This window comes from Methylomarinum sp. Ch1-1 (genome assembly GCF_030717995.2).
Classification (GTDB): domain Bacteria; phylum Pseudomonadota; class Gammaproteobacteria; order Methylococcales; family Methylomonadaceae; genus Methylomarinum; species Methylomarinum roseum.
The window spans coordinates 155,170-173,688 of record NZ_CP157744.1; the positions used below are offsets into that span (position 1 = coordinate 155,170).

General features: G+C 45.7%; 20 protein-coding genes, 1 pseudogene and 1 CRISPR repeat array (1 of these 22 only partly in view). Of the genes and pseudogenes, 8 read left to right on the forward strand and 13 right to left on the reverse strand.

The annotated features are described in order from the left end of the window. Positions 1-436: direct repeats of the CRISPR family, unit length 28 nt; unit sequence GTTTACTGCCGCACAGGCAGCTTAGAAA; it begins 11 nt to the left of the window's first position. A 4-nt stretch (positions 437-440) separates the two neighbouring features. Beyond that, a pseudogene (locus Q9L42_RS20960) lies at positions 441-657 on the forward strand (hypothetical protein); the annotation flags it as partial. 136 nt (positions 658-793) lie between these two features. Here the strand turns inward: Q9L42_RS20960 and Q9L42_RS20965 are convergent. Both Q9L42_RS20965 and Q9L42_RS20970 read right to left on the reverse strand, forming a co-directional pair. Beyond that, a complete protein-coding gene (locus tag Q9L42_RS20965) occupies positions 794-1,108 on the reverse strand; it encodes a HigA family addiction module antitoxin (protein WP_305906319.1) in 315 nt (104 codons plus the stop codon). Continuing rightward, the gene (locus Q9L42_RS20970) at positions 1,108-1,386 is read right to left on the reverse strand and encodes a type II toxin-antitoxin system RelE/ParE family toxin (protein WP_305906320.1); all 279 of its coding nucleotides are present in this window, start codon (positions 1,384-1,386) and stop codon (positions 1,108-1,110) included. Before Q9L42_RS20970 ends, Q9L42_RS20965 begins: the two co-directional genes overlap by 1 nt. A 417-nt stretch (positions 1,387-1,803) precedes the next feature. Here Q9L42_RS20970 and Q9L42_RS20975 point away from each other — a divergent pair, with 417 nt between their 5' ends. Beyond that, the gene (locus Q9L42_RS20975; RefSeq protein ID WP_305906321.1) at positions 1,804-2,955 is read left to right on the forward strand and encodes an RNA-guided endonuclease InsQ/TnpB family protein; all 1,152 of its coding nucleotides are present in this window, start codon (positions 1,804-1,806) and stop codon (positions 2,953-2,955) included. Between the two features lie 218 nt (positions 2,956-3,173). Beyond that, entirely contained in the window at positions 3,174-3,542 is a 369-nt protein-coding gene (locus tag Q9L42_RS20980) for a hypothetical protein (RefSeq protein WP_305906322.1), read from the forward strand. A gap of 38 nt (positions 3,543-3,580) precedes the next feature. On the opposite strand, the gene Q9L42_RS20985 is transcribed toward Q9L42_RS20980, so the two are convergent. Continuing rightward, positions 3,581-3,766: a hypothetical protein gene (locus Q9L42_RS20985; protein WP_349432837.1), complete on the reverse strand. Its 186-nt coding sequence runs from the start codon at positions 3,764-3,766 to the stop codon at positions 3,581-3,583. Between the two features lie 548 nt (positions 3,767-4,314). Here Q9L42_RS20985 and Q9L42_RS20990 point away from each other — a divergent pair. Beyond that, a complete protein-coding gene (locus Q9L42_RS20990; RefSeq protein ID WP_305906324.1) occupies positions 4,315-4,683 on the forward strand; it encodes a hypothetical protein in 369 nt (122 codons plus the stop codon). Positions 4,684-4,728: 45 nt separating this feature from the next. Here Q9L42_RS20990 and Q9L42_RS20995 read toward each other — a convergent pair whose 3' ends face one another. Further along, the gene (locus Q9L42_RS20995) at positions 4,729-5,361 is read right to left on the reverse strand and encodes a DotA/TraY family protein (RefSeq protein WP_305906325.1); all 633 of its coding nucleotides are present in this window, start codon (positions 5,359-5,361) and stop codon (positions 4,729-4,731) included. 222 nt (positions 5,362-5,583) lie between these two features. Between Q9L42_RS20995 and Q9L42_RS21000 the strand changes: the two genes are divergently transcribed. Next, on the forward strand, positions 5,584-5,949 hold the full coding sequence (locus Q9L42_RS21000) for a hypothetical protein (RefSeq protein WP_305906326.1): 366 nt from the start codon (positions 5,584-5,586) through the stop codon (positions 5,947-5,949). Positions 5,950-5,981: 32 nt separating this feature from the next. Here the strand turns inward: Q9L42_RS21000 and Q9L42_RS21005 are convergent, their stop codons facing one another. Continuing rightward, entirely contained in the window at positions 5,982-6,611 is a 630-nt protein-coding gene (locus Q9L42_RS21005; RefSeq protein ID WP_305906327.1) for a DotA/TraY family protein, read from the reverse strand. A gap of 211 nt (positions 6,612-6,822) precedes the next feature. Here Q9L42_RS21005 and Q9L42_RS21010 point away from each other — a divergent pair, with 211 nt between their 5' ends. After that, positions 6,823-7,188 carry a hypothetical protein gene (locus Q9L42_RS21010; RefSeq protein WP_305906328.1) on the forward strand — a complete coding sequence of 122 codons (366 nt, stop codon included), beginning with the start codon at positions 6,823-6,825 and terminating at the stop codon, positions 7,186-7,188. A 51-nt stretch (positions 7,189-7,239) separates the two neighbouring features. On the opposite strand, the gene Q9L42_RS21015 is transcribed toward Q9L42_RS21010, so the two are convergent. The 8 genes from Q9L42_RS21015 to Q9L42_RS21050 form a co-directional block, all read right to left on the reverse strand. Beyond that, a complete protein-coding gene (locus Q9L42_RS21015; protein ID WP_349432838.1) occupies positions 7,240-9,447 on the reverse strand; it encodes a DotA/TraY family protein in 2,208 nt (735 codons plus the stop codon). A 134-nt stretch (positions 9,448-9,581) separates the two neighbouring features. After that, entirely contained in the window at positions 9,582-10,874 is a 1,293-nt protein-coding gene (iscB, locus tag Q9L42_RS21020) for an RNA-guided endonuclease IscB (protein ID WP_305906301.1), read from the reverse strand. A 284-nt stretch (positions 10,875-11,158) separates the two neighbouring features. After that, the gene (locus Q9L42_RS21025) at positions 11,159-11,617 is read right to left on the reverse strand and encodes a hypothetical protein (RefSeq protein WP_305906330.1); all 459 of its coding nucleotides are present in this window, start codon (positions 11,615-11,617) and stop codon (positions 11,159-11,161) included. Between the two features lie 42 nt (positions 11,618-11,659). Then, on the reverse strand, positions 11,660-12,661 hold the full coding sequence (locus Q9L42_RS21030) for an ArdC family protein (protein ID WP_305906331.1): 1,002 nt from the start codon (positions 12,659-12,661) through the stop codon (positions 11,660-11,662). A 176-nt stretch (positions 12,662-12,837) separates the two neighbouring features. Further along, on the reverse strand, positions 12,838-12,984 hold the full coding sequence (locus Q9L42_RS21035; protein WP_305906332.1) for a hypothetical protein: 147 nt from the start codon (positions 12,982-12,984) through the stop codon (positions 12,838-12,840). A 167-nt stretch (positions 12,985-13,151) separates the two neighbouring features. After that, positions 13,152-14,441 carry an RNA-guided endonuclease IscB gene (gene iscB / locus Q9L42_RS21040; protein WP_305906333.1) on the reverse strand — a complete coding sequence of 430 codons (1,290 nt, stop codon included), beginning with the start codon at positions 14,439-14,441 and terminating at the stop codon, positions 13,152-13,154. A 404-nt stretch (positions 14,442-14,845) separates the two neighbouring features. After that, positions 14,846-15,955, reverse strand: a complete 1,110-nt coding sequence (locus Q9L42_RS21045) for a hypothetical protein (protein WP_349432840.1) — start codon at positions 15,953-15,955, stop codon at positions 14,846-14,848. Between the two features lie 29 nt (positions 15,956-15,984). Next, positions 15,985-17,166, reverse strand: coding sequence for a hypothetical protein (locus Q9L42_RS21050; protein ID WP_349432841.1), 1,182 nt, complete (start codon positions 17,164-17,166; stop codon positions 15,985-15,987). 257 nt (positions 17,167-17,423) lie between these two features. Between Q9L42_RS21050 and Q9L42_RS21055 the strand changes: the two genes are divergently transcribed. Both Q9L42_RS21055 and Q9L42_RS21060 read left to right on the forward strand, forming a co-directional pair. Further along, entirely contained in the window at positions 17,424-17,933 is a 510-nt protein-coding gene (locus Q9L42_RS21055; protein ID WP_305910393.1) for a hypothetical protein, read from the forward strand. Next, positions 17,926-18,414, forward strand: coding sequence for a hypothetical protein (locus Q9L42_RS21060; protein WP_349432842.1), 489 nt, complete (start codon positions 17,926-17,928; stop codon positions 18,412-18,414). Before Q9L42_RS21055 ends, Q9L42_RS21060 begins: the two co-directional genes overlap by 8 nt. Positions 18,415-18,519: the final 105 nt, after the last annotated feature.

Consider the following 18,519-nt stretch of genomic DNA (forward strand, 5'->3'; position numbering starts at 1 on the left):
CACAGGCAGCTTAGAAAATACCACCCCGCTCAAAGCCGATATTGCTGTTGTTTACTGCCGCACAGGCAGCTTAGAAAAGCATATCGCATCACCCTGGTTGACCGAGATCGTTTACTGCCGCACAGGCAGCTTAGAAAGGCTCAAGCAGACGTAAAAACCCGGTAGTCGCGTTTACTGCCGCACAGGCAGCTTAGAAATGCAAATCGACAATCTTTGTATTCGAAATTTCGTTTACTGCCGCACAGGCAGCTTAGAAACACAAATACGAAAGGTTAGTTTTGTGTGACTTGTTTACTGCCGCACAGGCAGCTTAGAAAACCGGATTAAGCCCGGTAGCAAACTCACAAAAGTTTACTGCCGCACAGGCAGCTTAGAAAACGCTGCGAGTTTTGCCGCGTGGTCTGGGCAGTTTACTGCCGCACAGGCAGCTTAGAAAAGAACTGAAAGTGACGCCGGACCTGTCGTTTCTCAAAGAAGTCTCCAGCGTACCGTTGCAACAATGTCTTCGACACCAGCAAAGGGCGTTTACGAATTTTTTCGAAGGCCGAGCAAAATACCCGGTGTTTAAATCGAGAAAACACAAGCAATTATTTCGTTTCCTGCCTGTGTGAATTCGAACCGTTGTTGCTGCCGGTAACCGATAAGAAAGTTGGCATCAAAGAACCTAAGTCTGGTTGAGCGTTATCAGCGCAAAAAAAGCACACTGATAAAATGATTAATTCGGGCGCTGCAGGGATACAGGCACTCATTAATCAAGCCGGGCACTCAACTATTTGGTTGCATTTAGATCGGCTCAAACGGCCTCGGCCAGTTCGTCAAAATCCATTCTATGCAGCGCCCGAATATCAACACGCTGTCTTGCTTGCCAAAGATCATAACTTTCCTGAAGCCGGAGCCAGCTTTCCGCAGAGCCACCCAATACCGCAGAGAGCTTTACGGCCATTTCTGGAGACAGATCAGACTTGCCGTTTAACAGCCGGTTAAACGTGCTTGCAGCAACACCTAAAGCCTCTGCAACCTTGTTGGCTGACACATTATCGAAGGGCTCGATATAGGTTCTGTAAATCAATTCGCCGACATGTGGCGGGTTATGTTGTTGGTAGACCATTAGTGATAATCCTCATAATTCACGATGTACGCATCACCATCTTTAAATTCAAATACAATGCGCCAGTTACCGGACACATCAACCGCCCACTGCCCCTTTAAATTACCCTCTAAAGGGTGGAGCCGGTAGCTGGGCCTTTTCATATCCTCAACGCAGGTGGCCGCATTTAAAAAGGCTAATCTGTCTTTGATCTTTGCAGCGTGCTTAGCCTGGATACCGGCTGTGCTTCCTGTGGTAAAGAACTTTTCCAGTCCTTTGTGTTTAAAGCTCTTTATCATGTGATTATTTTATCGTAATAGTGCGTATTGCGCAATAGGGAGTACTGATAATTCCGTTATTTTGTTGCTGTTTACTGCTCTACGATGTAAATACAGTTGTTGCCAAATACCAGCCTACATAAAGCAAGAAGCCAATACCTATATATTGAGCTTCCAGTACTACTAGCCCACCTATTTTGAGAGCTTCTTCCGTCTTACGACGCCGATTCAATGCACGGCTTGCTATGTCAACAGCTAGTTCAACTGCTCGTTCTATGTCGATACACTCAACAGGGATATTCATCAAAATCGAGCGAGAAACCCGGTTCTTTAGGGCCGGGAGGGATAGCGCAAGATTGAATTGTCTCACCAAAAAACATAATGATGTTGTAGGGGGTTGCTATTAACAGTTTTATTATTTTCTATTAAACTCATAATATGACAGTGAAACGCGCGTATAAATATCGATTTTACCCTGATGCTGAACAAGAAGTTTTGTTGACTAAAACGTTTGGTTGCGTGCGCTTTGTCTATAATGCCATCCTTCGGTACCGAATGGATGTTTACCAGCAAGACCAGGTTAAAATCAATTATTCTGGCGCCAGTGCAAAATTAACCGAACTGAAAGTGACGCCGGACCTGTCGTTTCTCAAAGAAGTCTCCAGCGTACCGTTGCAACAATGTCTTCGACACCAGCAAAGGGCGTTTACGAATTTTTTCGAAGGCCGAGCAAAATACCCGGTGTTTAAATCGAGAAAACACAAGCAATCTGCAGAATTTACTTATCGAGCATTTACTTACAAGAACGGCCAGCTGACTTTGGCCAAATGCAAGAACCCGTTGGACATCCGCTGGAGTCGGAAGCTGCCTTGCGCGCCATCAACCATTACCGTGTCCAAGGATCGGGCTGGCCGCTATTTCGTTTCCTGCCTGTGTGAATTCGAACCGTTGTTACTGCCGGTAACCGATAAGAAAGTTGGCATCGATGTCGGCATGAAAGACCTGTTTGTGTCCTCGGACGAATTTCGATCCGGGAATCCTCGTCATACCGCGAAATACGAAGTGAAACTGGCAATCCTTCAGCGTCGCTTAGCGAAAAAGACGTTAGGCGGCCGAAACCGGGCAAAAGCAAAGCGCAAGGTCGCCCGCCTTCATGCAAAGATCGCCGATTGTAGACAGGATCATTTGCACAAGCTGTCACGCAAACTCATTAACGAGAACCAAGTGGTTTGCGCGGAAAACCTTGCAGTAAAAAACCTGATCAAACATCCCACGCTCGCCAAATCGATTGCCGACGCCAGCTGGGGCGAACTGACGCGCCAGATCGAATATAAAGCGAATTGGGCTGGCAGAGTCTATGTTGAAATTGATCGGTTTTTTCCGTCCACCAAACGCTGTCATTGCTGCGGTTTAGTTACCCAATCCATGCCGCTGAACGTTCGGTCCTGGGAGTGCCCGCAATGCGGGACGAATCACGATCGCGACCTGAATGCAGCGAAAAACGTTTTAGCCGCCGGGCTGGCGGTGTTAGCCTTTGGAGAGAATGTAAGTGATGACGATATTCCGATATCACCATCCGATTCTCGATGAATTAGGAATCCCCTTCCTTTAGGTGGGGGAGGAAGTCAAGCTTCCCTAATAATTATTATTTTTTGCTAAAGAAATATTAACAGAAACGCTGATTTCCGCTATCATATAATTAAAGAAAAAGCAACTTACCACATAAAAAATCAATGCAGGTCAGTTCGCTTTTTTCAATGGGTCACAAATTTTTGCTAGAATTAAAGAAAAAACAAAAAGGATAGAATATGACAAACTACGACGAAGCTTATGCAAACGCGATGATGGTGCAAAACGCAAAACAAATCGCCGATGCCGGTGTTGCGTTTGCTGATGGGATAAAAGCGAAGGCTCAGGCGAGAAAAGTAAAAAGAGTGCTTGAGGAGAAAGACGAATATATTGCTGAGCTTATTCGGCGAGGCGATATTTGGGAAGATCGGGCTACTGCAGCAGAAACAGCTGAAGCAATATGGATCCGTATGCTCAGAGAATTGTTTGCAAACAATCAAGTAATTAATATTAGTAAAGAAGAGCTAAACAAGCGTTTTGATGAGCAATACGAGCAAGATCTGAGCGAAAAAATGCAGGAAATATCAGCAAAGAGAAGCAATCGTTAAAAGCTGGTGACACTACAAAATAGTGCCACCAGCGAAGATTAGATTTTCTCTCTAGACTTCCCTTGTTCTAAATCGTTTTCCAGCTTGGTTTTGTTTTTTGATTCCTTACCACTTTCCCCTCCAGCCTCATCCAAACCTGCACCACCTGGATCGGGAGGCATCGATCCACCGCGCTTAAGCCCGCCAGACCCTTGCTGGACAGCCGCCGCAAAAATCGCCCGCATCCGGCTTTCGTCTTGCTGTTCACCCAGCTGTTGACCCCCCCCCGCCGATCCAGCGAATAACGTTTTCGGGTAGGTGTGTGACAAGGCCGAAGACTTTGTGAGATAGCACAATCAAAATAAACCCAGTGATCGTCACCATCGCCAGAAATGTCATCGGGCCAACAATAAAGGTCTCAGCATTCATGCCTAGGAAGAACAGTCTTAGACTCTCACCTAATAGCATGGACAATTAGTTAATCAACACGAAACTAAACAGCATGCCAACTACCATAAGCATTGGCCTGACCAGGACGTTCAAAAACATCATATAACCCTGTTTACCATGCTGGCCGGCACAGACCATCAATCAATACCGTGAGAAAGATCACGCTTCCCTAATAATTATTATTTTTTGCTAAAGAAATATTAACAGAAACGCTGATTTCCGCTATCATATAATTAAAGAAAAAGCAACTTACCACATAAAAAATCCCCCCCCTGGTCAGTTCGCTTTTTTCAATGAGTCACAAATTTTTGCTAGAATTAAAGAAAAACCAAAAGGACAGAATATGACAAACTACGACGAAGCCTATGCAAACGCATCGTTAATGCAAGCCTCACAAAATATCGCCGATGCCAGTGCCGCGATTGCTAATAGACATAGAGCGAAGGCGCAAGCAAGAAAAGTAAATAATGCGCTACAGGCGAAGGACGAATACATTGCTGAGCTTATTCGGCGAGGCGATATTTGGGAAGATCGCGCTGTGTCAGAAGAAGCAGCAAAAGATGCCTGGATACAAGTCATGCGATCGCTTGTTGCTGAAAATAGAATTGTCGGACTTAACAAAGATCAGTTGAATGCACGCTTTCACAAGATTTACGACTCTGATGTTGAAAAACGAAAGCAGGCTGTATTAGCAAAGCGGCGTAATCGATAAGCGTTGCTCAACAGTTTTTATTTTTGTTGAACAACGCTTTTTGTCTCACATTTCGTTATCTTTGTCGCTTCTCTCCCTTGAGCTCCCCTGTTCTAAATCGTTTTCCAGCTTTGTTTTGTTTTTTGATTCCAAATCTCCTCCCCCTCCTTCCCCTCCAGCCTCATCCAAACCTGCACCACCTGGACCGGGAGGTGTCGGCCCACGCTTAAGCCCGCCTGACCCTTGATGTACAGCCGCCGCAAAAATCGCCCGCATCCGGCTTTCGTCTTGCTGTTCGCCCAGCTGCTGACCACCACCGCCGATCCAGCGCATGGTGTTTTCAGGCAGGTGCGTGATCAGGCCAAACATCTTGTGCGTGAGAACGATCAAGATAAAGCCTGTGATCGTCAGCATTGCCAAAAATGTCATCGGGCCGACGATGAATGTCTCAGCGTTCAGCCCGAGAAAAAATATTTCCAAGCCCTCTCCGAGCAATTTCGAAACAAAAAGAATCAGCACAAATCCAAAGAGCAGCCCGACCACCATCAGCATCGGCCGCAGTAGGACATTCAGAAATAACATGTAGCCCTGTTTACCATGCTGGCCGGCAATGCCCTCCCCTTCTGGAATGGCGTGAGCGGCCGCCCAAATAGGGGCTGCTACTACGGTTTCGCAGACAAGAATCAGCCAGCCGGCCACCGCCGACACAGACCATCAATCAATACCGTGACAAACATCACATTTCTTTAATAATTATTAATTGATTGCTTAATAAGTATTAACAGAATCACCGCCCTCCTGTATCATAAAATTAAAAGAAAAGCAAAATTTTCCACATAAAAAATTCAACCCTAGTCAGTTCGCTTTTCCAATAAGTCACAAATTTTTGCTAGAATTAAAGAAAAACTAAAAGGACAGAATATGACAAACTACGACGAAGCCTATGCAAACGCATCATTAATGCAAGCCTCACAAAATATCGCTGATGCCAGTGCCGCGATTGCTAATAGACATAGAGCGAAGGCGCAAGCAAGAAAAGTAAATAATGCGCTACAGGCGAAGGACGAATACATTGCTGAGCTTATTCGGCGAGGCGATATTTGGGAAGATCGGGCTATTGTGGCCGAAACGTATTCCGAATCCCTGAAGACCGTTATCAGAGACTTGTTTAACGAAAACAAGCTTGGAGTCAGCAAGGACGAACTAAACCGTCGTTTTCGTCAGCTATACGATCCAGAAGTAGAAAAACAGAAACAGGCTGTCCTGACAAAACGCCAAAACCGCTAAAAAAAGGCCTTCAATTGAAGGCCTTTTTTGTATCACAGAGGGTCTTCCTCAGACTTTTCTTTGGACCTTCCTGGTTCCAAATCGTTTTCGAGTTTTGTTTTGTTTTTCGATTCCTCATCCGTATGACCTCCAGCCCCGCCTAAACCGTCATCACTACCCCCAGAAGCCACCGGCCCACGCTTAAGCCCGCCTGACCCTTGATGTACAGCCGCCGCAAAAATCGCCCGCATCCGGCTTTCGTCTTGCTGTTCGCCCAGCTGCTGACCACCACCGCCGATCCAGCGCATGGTGTTTTCAGGCAGGTGCGTGATCAGGCCAAACATCTTGTGCGTGAGAACGATCAAGATAAAGCCTGTGATCGTCAGCATTGCCAAAAATGTCATCGGGCCGACGATGAATGTCTCAGCGTTCAGCCCGAGAAAAAATATTTCCAAGCCCTCTCCGAGCAATTTCGAAACAAAAAGAATCAGCACAAATCCAAAGAGCAGCCCGACCACCATCAGCATCGGCCGCAGTAGGACATTCAGAAATAACATGTAGCCCTGTTTACCATGCTGGCCGGCAATGCCCTCCCCTTCTGGAATGGCGTGAGCGGCCGCCCAAATAGGGGCTGCTACCACAGTTTCACAAACCAGGATCAGCCAGCCGGCCACCGCCGCCACAGACCATCAATCAATACCGTGACAAACATCACATTTCTTTAATAATTATTAATTGATTGCTTAATAAGTATTAACAGAAACGCTGCTTGCCGCTATCATATAATTAAAGCAAAAGCAACTTACCACATAAAAAATCAATGCAGGTCAGTTCGCTTTTTTCAATGGGTCACAAATTTCTGCTAGAATCAAAGAAAAACCAAAAGGACAGAATATGACAAACTACGACGAAGCCTATGCAAACGCATCGTTAATGCAAGCCTCACAAAATATCGCTGATGCCAGTGCCGCGATTGCTAATAGACATAGAGCGAAGGCGCAAGCAAGAAAAGTAAATAATGCGCTACAGGCGAAGGACGAATACATTGCTGAGCTTATTCGGCGAGGCGATATTTGGGAAGATAGGGCGATCATCGCAGAAACGGAATCAATGTCGCTAAAGCATATTGTTAGAGAATTGATTACAGAAAACCAGTTGGGCATCAGTAGAGACGAATTTAATCGTCGATTCAAAAAAATATGTGATCCTGAGTTTAAAGAACGCAAACAAGCCGCATTAGCAAAACGAAACAATCGTTAATATACGCAGCCGCATTTTTTCGCTCAATTTGCGCAATGCGGCTGCGTTTGATCATACTCCTGATGACGGAGATTCCCTTGAACTCCCCTGTTCTAAATCGTTTTCCAGCTTTGTTTTGTTTTTTGATTCCAAACCACTTTCTTCTCCAGCCTCATCCAAACCTGCACCACCTGGACCGGGAGGTGTCGGCCCACGCTTAAGCCCGCCTGACCCTTGATGTACAGCCGCCGCAAAAATCGCCCGCATCCGGCTTTCGTCTTGCTGTTCGCCAAGCTGTTGGCCACCGCCGCCAATCCAGCGCATGGTGTTTTCAGGCAGGTGCGTGATCAGGCCAAACATCTTGTGCGTGAGCACGATCAAGATAAGGCCTGTGATCGTCAGCATAGCAAGAAACGTCATTGGGCCGACGATAAATGTCTCAGCGTTCAGCCCGAGAAAAAATATTTCCAAGCCCTCTCCGAGCAATTTCGAAACAAAAAGAATCAGCACAAATCCAAAGAGCAGCCCGACCACCATCAGCATCGGCCGCAGTAGGACATTCAGAAATAACATGTAGCCCTGTTTACCATGCTGGCCGGCAATGCCCTCCCCTTCTGGAATGGCGTGAGCGGCCGCCCAAATAGGGGCTGCTACTACGGTTTCGCAGACAAGAATCAGCCAGCCGGCCACCGCCGACATCCACAAGATAAAGGGAATCGAGGGCAAATAGTAGGTCAAGAATAACGCCAAGATGAATATCGGCAAAGTCGCTGCAATAACAAAAGAGCCGAGCTCGTTCACCACTGCTTTAGTGCCCGCCAGCAAGCCTTTGGCGCCGTTAAACGTGAAAAAGTTGGCGGCTTTTCCCCAAATGCCACTGCTACCCATTTCATAGCCTGCATTTACAGCAAAAGTAATACCAAGATAAGAACCAATAATCCCGTAGCTCGAATTAATCAAAAAACTTCCGATTGATCGCATATTCGAGATCGGATCGCCTTCGGTAAGCGCATCAACAATAACAAATCCACCACGCTCAAAGCCAATGTTGCTATTAATCACGTTTGACATCTTATCCAAAACACTACTCGGTTCGCCATTCAATTCTCGACTGGTCGTTTGTGGCGTTCGAGCAGCCATCTGGGTCTTTTTCGCGGCGATATCATCAAATCCATCCACGACACCAATCACTGTCGAATAATCATTGTAGGCCGTCACTTCAAGCGCCTGAACGTCCGGACCAACATAGACTGGCTGATTGTTAATAGTATCCGCTGCTGTTTCTTGCAAACCGGAAATCGTCCAAAACCATGCGCCAGCATGCACCCATCCTTTTTCAGACGCTGTTTCGGCAAAGTTGGTTAATGCCGCCCGGTAGCCAGGATTTTTCAAATTCACAGTTGACTTTACCGCGCTAGCCACTGTTCGCTCATAGGCGATTACCGCGTTATTGAGTGTATTAACATGCGGTGCACCATCGCCATTCACGATTTCGTTTGCAGCGGGAAACAGGGTACCAATCGCATTACGAGTCGCTGATATTCTCGCCGAACACAATTGACTGGATTGCTCATGGCAGTCGATCTTGATGTTGCCGATCTTTTCTTTAAGGTGCGCCATTTTGGGCGATGGCTTAAACCATAGGAAATAGGTCCCGCTTTTCCCGTCTTTGTTTGAAATCCACTCTTCCGAATAAACCGGGCCGCTCATCTTGTATTTGTTCATGCGAGCAAGATAAACCTGGGTTGCCTCACTTTTCAGAATCCCTTTCATCATGTCCCGGGCATTTTCCTTCATATTATCAGGGAGTGTTGCCACCATCTGTCCGCCATGCTTTGCCATATAAGTCACAGACTTAGACCAAATCGTATTTGATACGTGACTACCCACACTAATCATCAACAATACCAGTGCTTGCACAACTGATATACCTACGCCAGGAATCGGCGCCAGCATGGCAAGCGCGAACGCCGATCGAATAGGTGTCCATAACGTTGAATAACGTTTTCCCAGAGTTTCACCTTCATGTGCCGTGCCAATAACACCCACTCCCATGACATACACAAACAGCACTGCAACAGACAACAAGACACCACTGTTTACATATGCGAAGATTTCGAATACGACTGTCCAAGCGCTGTCACCGGATGGAGTACCGTTGTACAGCGTGTCCCAGTTTTCACCAAAAATGCTTGACAGCATATTATGCGCATCATCTTTTGCCGTTGTTGCCGCTTGCACGGTATTGTCAGCCTGCTCTTTCAATAATTCACCAGCCATGAAGCTCTCCCATGGATGGGGAGCGACCCCCCAGCGAGATCGCGTACCTTTCGCGCCGCAATAACAGCGGCTTTAGCGAAAGGGGTAAAGCGTCGAGCGCGAGGGCATCTTTAACTGCTTGCCCGGCGGTTTTATCAGTGTGCGTACGCATAGCCGTCCCCCCTTTGAATCAAAGTGTAGTTTTTGAAACTGGCTGTTATTTTTCCCAATTCTGTTTTTATATCGAACATACCGGTTGCACGAATACCAGCCAAACGCCCCACATGCTCACCGGCATATTTACCTTTCGGCTGATTTAACCTAACTAGGTCGCCAGTTTGAAAGTCGTGAACACGTTTGACACGCCCAGCCCCACCACGCGGAAATCCGTACTTATCGGGCCTCACTGTTTGCCGGGTGCCATGTCCGGTTGCTTTGATTAGCAATGGTTTCATATCGGGGTCGAGCGTAACGGTTGCACCGGATTCCCCGACACAAGCGGCATCTATCCAATGCGCCTTAGGATAGTCAAGGCGGGTACGATTGAACTTGGTTTGAGCGCCGGTTCCGGTTTCAACGGGTAAGCCGGTTTTTAGTAGATCGGTAAATAGTTTGTTCCTGGTTGCGTTAACGGCTGCGGCATCGGTCAATGGTTTTTTCAGTTGCGCCAACACCCGCTTAAGCACATCAGGCTTGTTTTTCAGGAAAACGGTAATATCTTTCGTGCCTTTGCGCGTATTGCAAGGCTCACAAGCCAATGTCAGGTTGCTGATGTTGTTGGTTCCGCCTTTTGCACGGGGTTTAATGTGCTCGATTTGCAAAGGCACATGCTCAGCCCCGCAATAAGCGCACTTCCTGCCCCATTTTTCCAGTAGGTACTCCCTTGCGCTATAGCCAGCCAACGTGCCTTGCTGGTATTCAACCCCAGCAATATTGGGATTGTTCATCTGCTGCATGTCGAACTTGACTCGCTCGACTGCAATTTCAGCTATGTCAGCCCATCGACGGAAACGATTAACCCAAGTCATCGTTGTTTCAACCCGATGTTGCAGGCTAGGTGGCAACCAGTTTTCAGCACGTACACGGTTATTGAACCGTGCCGCACGGTAACGGGTTTTTCGACCACGCCTACCCCTACGCAACGAACGCCGTGAATCCAGAGCGGCTTTGATCGCTTTGCCACGATGTTCCAGTTCAGCGGCAAACAACACGCGGTTATCATCATCCACAAGAGCAATTCCGGTCGTTTTTGAGCCTGGATCAATCTTGCAACTAAGCAGCTTTACAACTGCATCAGGCATGGCGGCTTTCAAAATAATGGTAAACGGGACGGTACGCCAAACAGCGGCTTTACCATCCCGAAGCAATGCTCTTGCCCGTGCCGGAGCGCAGGGTGTAAGCGGTTTCTTGGTGGTGTCTAAAACGAACACCGAATTAAAGGTAGTCATAAAAACGTCTCCTGGGCTTGCGCCCGTAATTGTCACCTCGACAATGATATAAAGGCTTGTCATGCTAGCCACACTGCCCGCTGATCCGGTTCGTGCTGTTTAATGGCTAACGACAGAGCCTGGAGCTGGTGAAGCACCCCAAGGTGTCATGACCTAAATATCGTAGGTTCTAAAGAACCTAAGTCTGGTTGAGCGTTATCAGCGCAAAAAAAGCACACTGATAAAATGATTAATTCGGGCGCTGCAGGGATGCAGGCACTCATTAATCAAGCCGGGCACTCAACTTATACTTTGCTCCTAATCCAAGTTGAAAAAGGGATATACTGCCGGTTTTTTAAAACGCTTATTTTATATAATCTGGTTATCAATACCGACACAAATATCAAAGAGGTTGATACAACGCTGGCAACCGTCATCACGGTAACTGAATTTATCAACGAGAACACGCAAACACCCAGAATAACCAAATAAACAACAATCTCAATTGACATATTTTTAATTACATCCGAAATTTGCTTATCGACGACCCCCCATTCACGCAAACAGATACTAAAATCCGCTTCGAAATTCGACGCGGAAATCATAGAACCTTTTGCATCCGAATAACGCTGCTTAGTTCGAGCAATTTTTTCTGTCACCAGGTCAAATGAATCCCTTGCGACAGGGATTTCTGAGCGCTTTTTTACATGTTCAATAGCATCCCTATAAGGTGCAAATAAAAATCCTACTACTTTCTTAAACATTACAAGCCCCCAATAAAAAATCTCTAAGCATTTGGCACGCCATTAAGACGCCATTGGCAACGCCGATACTTCTTCGTATTCTTCTTGACCTTGATCCTGTCCTTGATCTTGCTCAAACTCTGGCTTAGCATTGTTCAACAAATATTCGGATGCATCCTGAGCTTGTTTCACTGCTTTGAAAAACGCCCGATTATCGTTCTTTAACACATCTATCCAGCTGGCAATATACTCAGCGTGCTGGAGAAACCCATCGATATTGAGCTGCGCGCACATCATGGCAGAAGAAATTTCGGCTACCAGTTCTTCAAAAGCATATTTTTCATCGCCGAATTTCCCACTTAAATCTCTGTCCAATCGGTCCTGGTGCCCCGTCCAATGCCCTATTTCATGAAGTAACGTAGAGCAGAAGTCTTCTTTGGTAATGAAGGACTGAATCGGAGGCATGATAATGATATCTCGTAATGGTGAGTACGCCGCTTTATCCTGATTGCGCAGTAATTTGACATTGTTTTGTCTCATTAACTGGATCACCGCCTCATAAATTCCAGGGCTTTCAAACTCGCGTGTCTTTTCGAGGCTTGCCTGCTCTTCTTCAAAGAAGCTTTCCGGCAAACCCGAAACTTGGTCCAGGTTAAAGACAGGGGTCTTCGTTAAAAAAGGTATTCGCTCAATTTGGCTTCCCATTCCTTCAGCAATCAGTTCACTTTCTTTTTTTGCGCTCAACCATTGACCTTCAAATTTCGCTCGACGCTTATAAAACACAACAAAAGCTTGGCTTTTCTGGCCCTTTACAGATCCGCCCAGGTCTACCGCTTGTTTAAATGATAGCCATTTAGAGGATGAAAATTCTCCAGACACTTGCGCCATCGATAACAGAATCTGGTTGATGCCTTGATATGTTTTTTTAGTCTTTCCATTTGCCGGCAAACCAAGTCCATTAGAATTCCAAGGCTTAACCCAGGGGGCGACCCCCTCTTCCAGCGAGGCCAAGATTGTATCGGTGACAACCTGAAAAGTGCTATTGTGTTTTTGTTTTTCCGCCATTTGGCTCATCCAGAAAATATTATAAACAAATGAATGCTACAACATTTTTTAATTTTTATTCAATGATCGCTTATTTATTAAGGTTACACTATGTATCTAGTCCGATGCCAGCAAAGCGACAGGGCTTCTGATAGTAAGCATAAAACCGGCTACTCCAGTGCGAGGAGGATATCAACCTAATATTGATAATTTTCTTCGCCGGGAAAGCAATCGTCGTCATAATCATCAGGGATTTCGTCAAAACCATATAGATCAATATCGGCTTCGGTCAAACAATCCTCCAAATCGTCATTTTGACGTATTACTATCTCGTACTGATTCATTAGGCGCTGCCGTTATCGACAGATTGTTTTACTGTTTATTCTTCGAACAAAATCATCGAAGCTCTCCCATGGATGGGGAGCGACCCCCTAGCTGGATTGCGTAGCTCAAGCGGAGCAGTAGGCGCGAGGGCATTTTAGACTGCTCGCGCAGCGGTTTTTTATCAATACTATCCATAACAGTATCCGTCAGAGGGTTGAATTAGGGTTGCCAGCTTCGCTGAAAACCATGTTTGTTTTTTGTTGACCGTGAGGGAAAGAAAGTTGCTTGCTGTCTTGATCGCTGTTATGCGACCTTTATAGGTGCCCGCATATTTGCCCTTTGGTTGAATAAGGCTAATCAAGTCACCCGTTTTAAACCCAAGCACAGTCTTGGTCGATTTAGCTTTTGCGCATGGAAAACCGTATTTGTCTGTCCGCACCGTTTGCCTGTTGCCTTGGCCCATTGCTTTGATCAGTAAAGGCTTGTGGTCAGGATTAAGCGTAACAGTTTCTCCGGAGTCACCGACACAGGCCGCGTCAATCCAATGTGCCTTGGGATAATCCAACCGAGCTCGGTTAAACTTGGTTTGTGCGCCGGTACCCGTTTCGACGGGCAAGCCGGTTTCAAGCAAAGACACAAACAGTTTATTTCTGGTTGCGTTAACGGCGGCAGCATCGGTTAGCGGCCTCTTAACTTGCGCTAGTATCCGCTTAAGCACATCAGGCTTGTTTTTCAGAAAAACGGTAATATCTTTCGTGCCTTTGCGCGTATTACAGGGTTCACAAGCCAAGGTTAGATTGCTGATGTTGTTGGTTCCGCCTTTTGCGCGAGGTTTAATATGCTCGATTTGCAGCGGCACATGCTCAACACCACAATAGGCGCACTTCCTGTGCCATTTTTCAAGTAGGTATTCCCTCACGCTATAGCCGGCCAACGTGCCTTGTTGGTATTCAGCTCCGGCAATATCAGGATTGTTCATTTGTTGCATGTCGAACTTAACCCGTTCAACAGCAATTTCAGTAATACCCGCCCAGCGACGGAAACGATTAACCCAGGTCACCGTAGTATCAACACGGTGCTGCAGACTGGGCGGCAACCAGTTTTCAGCACGCACACGATTATTGAACCGTGCGGCGCGGTAACGGGTTTTTCGACCACGCCTGCTGCGGCGCAACGCCCGGCGTGAATCCAGCGCGGACTTGATTGTCTTGCCGCGATGGGTTAACTCGGCGGCAAAGACAACCCTGTTATCCGAATCAACTAAGGCAATGCCGGTAGTTTGGCTGCCTGGGTCAATTTTGATAGTAATCGGTTTTACAACAGCGTCCGGCATAGCCACTTTCAAAATTATCGTAAATGGGACGGTGCGCCAAACAGCAGCCTTGCCATCCTGAAGTAATGCCCTTGCCCGTGCTGGTGAACAGGGTGTAAGCGGTTTTTTAGTCGTGTCCAAAACAAACACTGAATTAGTAGCCATAAAGACTTCTCCTGGGGTTACCCCCGTAATATTTACCTCGCCCGGAACATAAAGGTCGTTCAGGATTTTCGATTCGCTGATTCCAGATACAGCAGCATTCTCAATCCCACAGAGCCTGGAGCTGGTGAAGCACTCCAGGGTGTGTCGCTTTCGCTTCACTTTATGTCGTCTGCCGGGTAAACCACCGGCGGGCTGGTTGAGCTTTTATCAACAACAGCATTGATAAAAAATAATCAAAAATCGCGCTGCACGGATGCAGGTGGGTTTTGATTAAGCTGGGCGCTCAACTTTAAGCTACTCACAACCTTTATTTGATTATAATACCATATATTTAAAACCCCACTAATACAAAAAACCCGAGAAATTGGGGTTTTTGTATTGCAAGTCTGTGCTCGGCGCATCGATTACGAAATTCCGTGAGTCGCCTGACTATTGGAAAAACCCAAAATTTTATTTTTTAACTCGCTAAAAAATAAAGTGAGCCTTTCGACCATTTCATGCAACCTGTCTGTTAAACCAGAACCGTCCGATAGCTTGAACAACTCGCTTTCTTGCTGCCATTTGGCAATTTTATCCGTAAATCGCTGCTCCAGTTCATTCACTAACTGTGATCCATTTTCCTGCTTAGAGAGGCGCTTAGCACGTTTTTTGATATTGCTTGAATATTCCTGGATCATAGAATGTAGCTGCCCCATCCGCATACGGTCACTTTCCGAATACGCATTTGGATGTTGTGATGACAGCCTCTCTGTAAATTGCTTTGTCGCATCAGATTTTTCAGTTCCGTCCGGCATGCCCATGATATGCAGTTTATCGCCGGCCATAGTTGACCTAGTATTTAGATAATCGAACGCTTCATCTATTTTGTCAGATTGCGCCCGCAGCATATTTTCAAAGGATCTCTCACTATTTTGGCGCCAAGTAGACAACCTCTTTTTGAATGCTTGTTGGGCGGCATTTCCCATAACGAGAGGCGCGTTAATTAATGCCGCGACAGCTTCTGCTCCGGCGCCGGCAGGTTGAGACCTTCTTTTGTAGCTCTGTCCATCCAATAATTGTTGCCGCCTAATCGCCTCCTGCGTCATTTCTTGTTCACTGACTTTTTTTTTGGGAATTGCTTCGTATTGCCTCTTAATATCATCGAGACCGACATTGTTCTCCAATAACTTTTGCATATCCATTGGCAGGTCGCCAAATGCCGTATTTAGCACATCAGTGCCCCCGATCATATAGGAAGATACGTTCTCACCTTTTTTTTGGTTTACCAATTCCAGAAATTGTTGTTGAGCTGACTTTTTTTCCAACTTCAAATCCAATACTACATCACTCTCTAAGTCGACAGGATTGATGCTGTCAGTGGTTTTAGGAGTGTCATAAAAAGAATCTTTACCGGCGCCTCCTAAAGGCAAATCTTCTCCATACGGGGCGGCCTCATCGGCAATATCCAAACACTCCTGTCTATATTCTTGAAAATCCGGATCGGCCTCAGGATTTGTGGTTACTGTCTTTTTCATTTTTTTCTCTCGCTTAGAACATTCATTCGTTATTGTTGTTCGGCCAAAAATTGCTTGTTTGCTTCAACGCGCAATTTATCTAAGCCGGGCAACATTTCTTTATTTAATTCTTGATGCGTTCTTTCAGCCATCATATAGGCAATATCCCTCATATAGCGGAGGTTCATTAATTCAACTTTTAATCTGAGCGCATTAATGACTGTATTCTCCCGAATAGCATATTCACTCGATTTACCTGCCATAATGTCGGAATACCATTTTTTATTATTAGTTTTGCTGTCTGACAATAAACTAAGCATGGATAGGGTCGACATTTTCTTTTTGCCCTCATCGTCTGGAACAGCGCCAGGATAATCAACCGGATCAGTTTCGCTACGCATTTCCTCCCAAAAATTAGCCGCCCACTCATCATATTCAATGGTTGGCATTTGCTCATCAATAAACCGATTGTGGACATTGGTTGGGACGATAGTGCGCTCATCATAAATCTTGCGACTAAGTGTGTGCTTCTGTCCGGCAGATGTTGCTTCATGTCCCTTTTTCAGATTTTTCGGAGGGTTGGGATTTAACACCAATTTAGGCGCTTCCTGCGCCATTTTTCTTGCTTCTTTAGTTTCATAAACTTCATTTTTAGGCACCAAGTGCTCGGGCTTGATATCTTCCTGCTTTATTTGGGAAAGATCCTCAACAACTTGTGAAGCATTATTAAACACATGATTGCGTTCAAATATTCGATCGTTCCCCTTTTTCAGCAATTCTTTTTGCGTCATGGACCCAGCGTGCATTGCAATACCTTGTTTATCTGGGTAACAGATATCAGGAGTTGCTTGTTCACCAAATTGTTGTCTTGCATAATTGCGTTGCTTAGCTGATTCAACTTCTACCATTAAGTCATGAAGAAACTGATTCTGGTTTTCGAACAGCTTTGTTACTGTTGTTGTGTTTTGCCCAATTTTGGTCTCCAAGGCTTGGCCAACGCGCTTAACGGTGTTTTCAGTAGATTTCTGTGCAGAGATTTGCTCTTGGACGCTAGAATTGACTTCCTGTACGCTGGAATCTACTTGTTTCACGCCTTGGTCAATATTCATGGCGTGTTGACGCACAATTTGCTGAGTTGCCTCCAAAGCAAATGCTGCAAACACATGTTGAGAAGCCATTAAGCCCCCAAACAGCATTAAAATAGACAATATTTTGTTTGAAAAAAAATTCATCAAATTTACGCGAGAAACCCCACTTCTTAGAGTGGGTAGGGATAGCGCCCGCCCGGTAGTAGGCGGCCATTCTCGCTTCCTCCATTGGACCGTTTGCTATCGCTGGTTGATTAAAATACTCATTACTACCGTCTGCTCATTTACTGTACCGAGACAACAACCTGTTTTTTTGGACAGGTTATTAATGGCCAACCTATGTAGCAACCGTAAGTTTTGTTATAATAAATATATTACCATATATATTTTCATATAAAAACATGTTGTACGACCCTAACCCACTCGAAGATCGAGTACTAAAAGAATGGGCGGATCAAATCCATAAAGATCTATGGAAGACCGCTCAAAACATGGAGCAGTCCGAGGATTGGCTTTATGATCAAGCCGGAGACACCTTTTTAATGGCTTGTGTCAGGCTCGCCCAAGTCTTTGATACAGAAATTCGTCACGCCGGCATTTTTATTGAAAACAATAGGGAGAAAATCGCGTTTATTTATGGATTAGCATATCTAAGCACCTGCAAATCTTTGCGATTACTTAATCTCGCCGGTCAACGCCAACCGGGTCTTGGCGGCGATATAATTCAGGTCTGTATTGATCAGCTAAAAAAAGAAAGTCGTCACGAAGCCCAATGCAATATTGTTTTAATGCGTATTAAGCAAATTATAAAAATGGATTGCTATCAACGGATATTTGGTCGGGATCGGCGCCAGCTAGTCCTCCAATTCTTTGACGAAATCAGAAATGAAGAGCAAGAAATCTATGAATAAGAAAAAAATATTTTCCTTTTTGGCGGTATCGTCATGCTTCATAACCATGTCGGCATTGCCATCTACAGTCATGGCGGATGGCGGTGTGTCATCATCTGATGTGTGTAGCGCGGTCCGCCTCCAAGCAATGCGAAAAGCGGCTGAGGACGGAACCAATGAAATTCAAAAAGTAAGCAACCCTACGCTGGATTTCTTAAATCAGTGTATTGGCAATATTAACAAGCCAACCGGCTATTCATTGGGAATACCGAATATCATGGACGCACTAAAGAATAAGGCATGCAGCCTGGCACAAGACACAGTCGGCACCAAGGTCAATGACTTAAACAGTAGCATGAACTACTCTTGGTCTGGGTACGGCATTAATTTTTCAGCGGGCACTTCTGTGAATAATTCCACAGAGGCCGCAAACCAGATATGGAAAAACATGGGAGTTAAACCCAGTCAGCATAAAAATTCTATCGGTGATCAAAATTACTAACCGCTTTACTGCGGCATAAAACGATTTCTCGCCGAGTGCGCAATATCACCGGCGAGTCGATCAGCATCCATGCTTATCTTCAAAGAGTTCCAGCATATGTTTTTT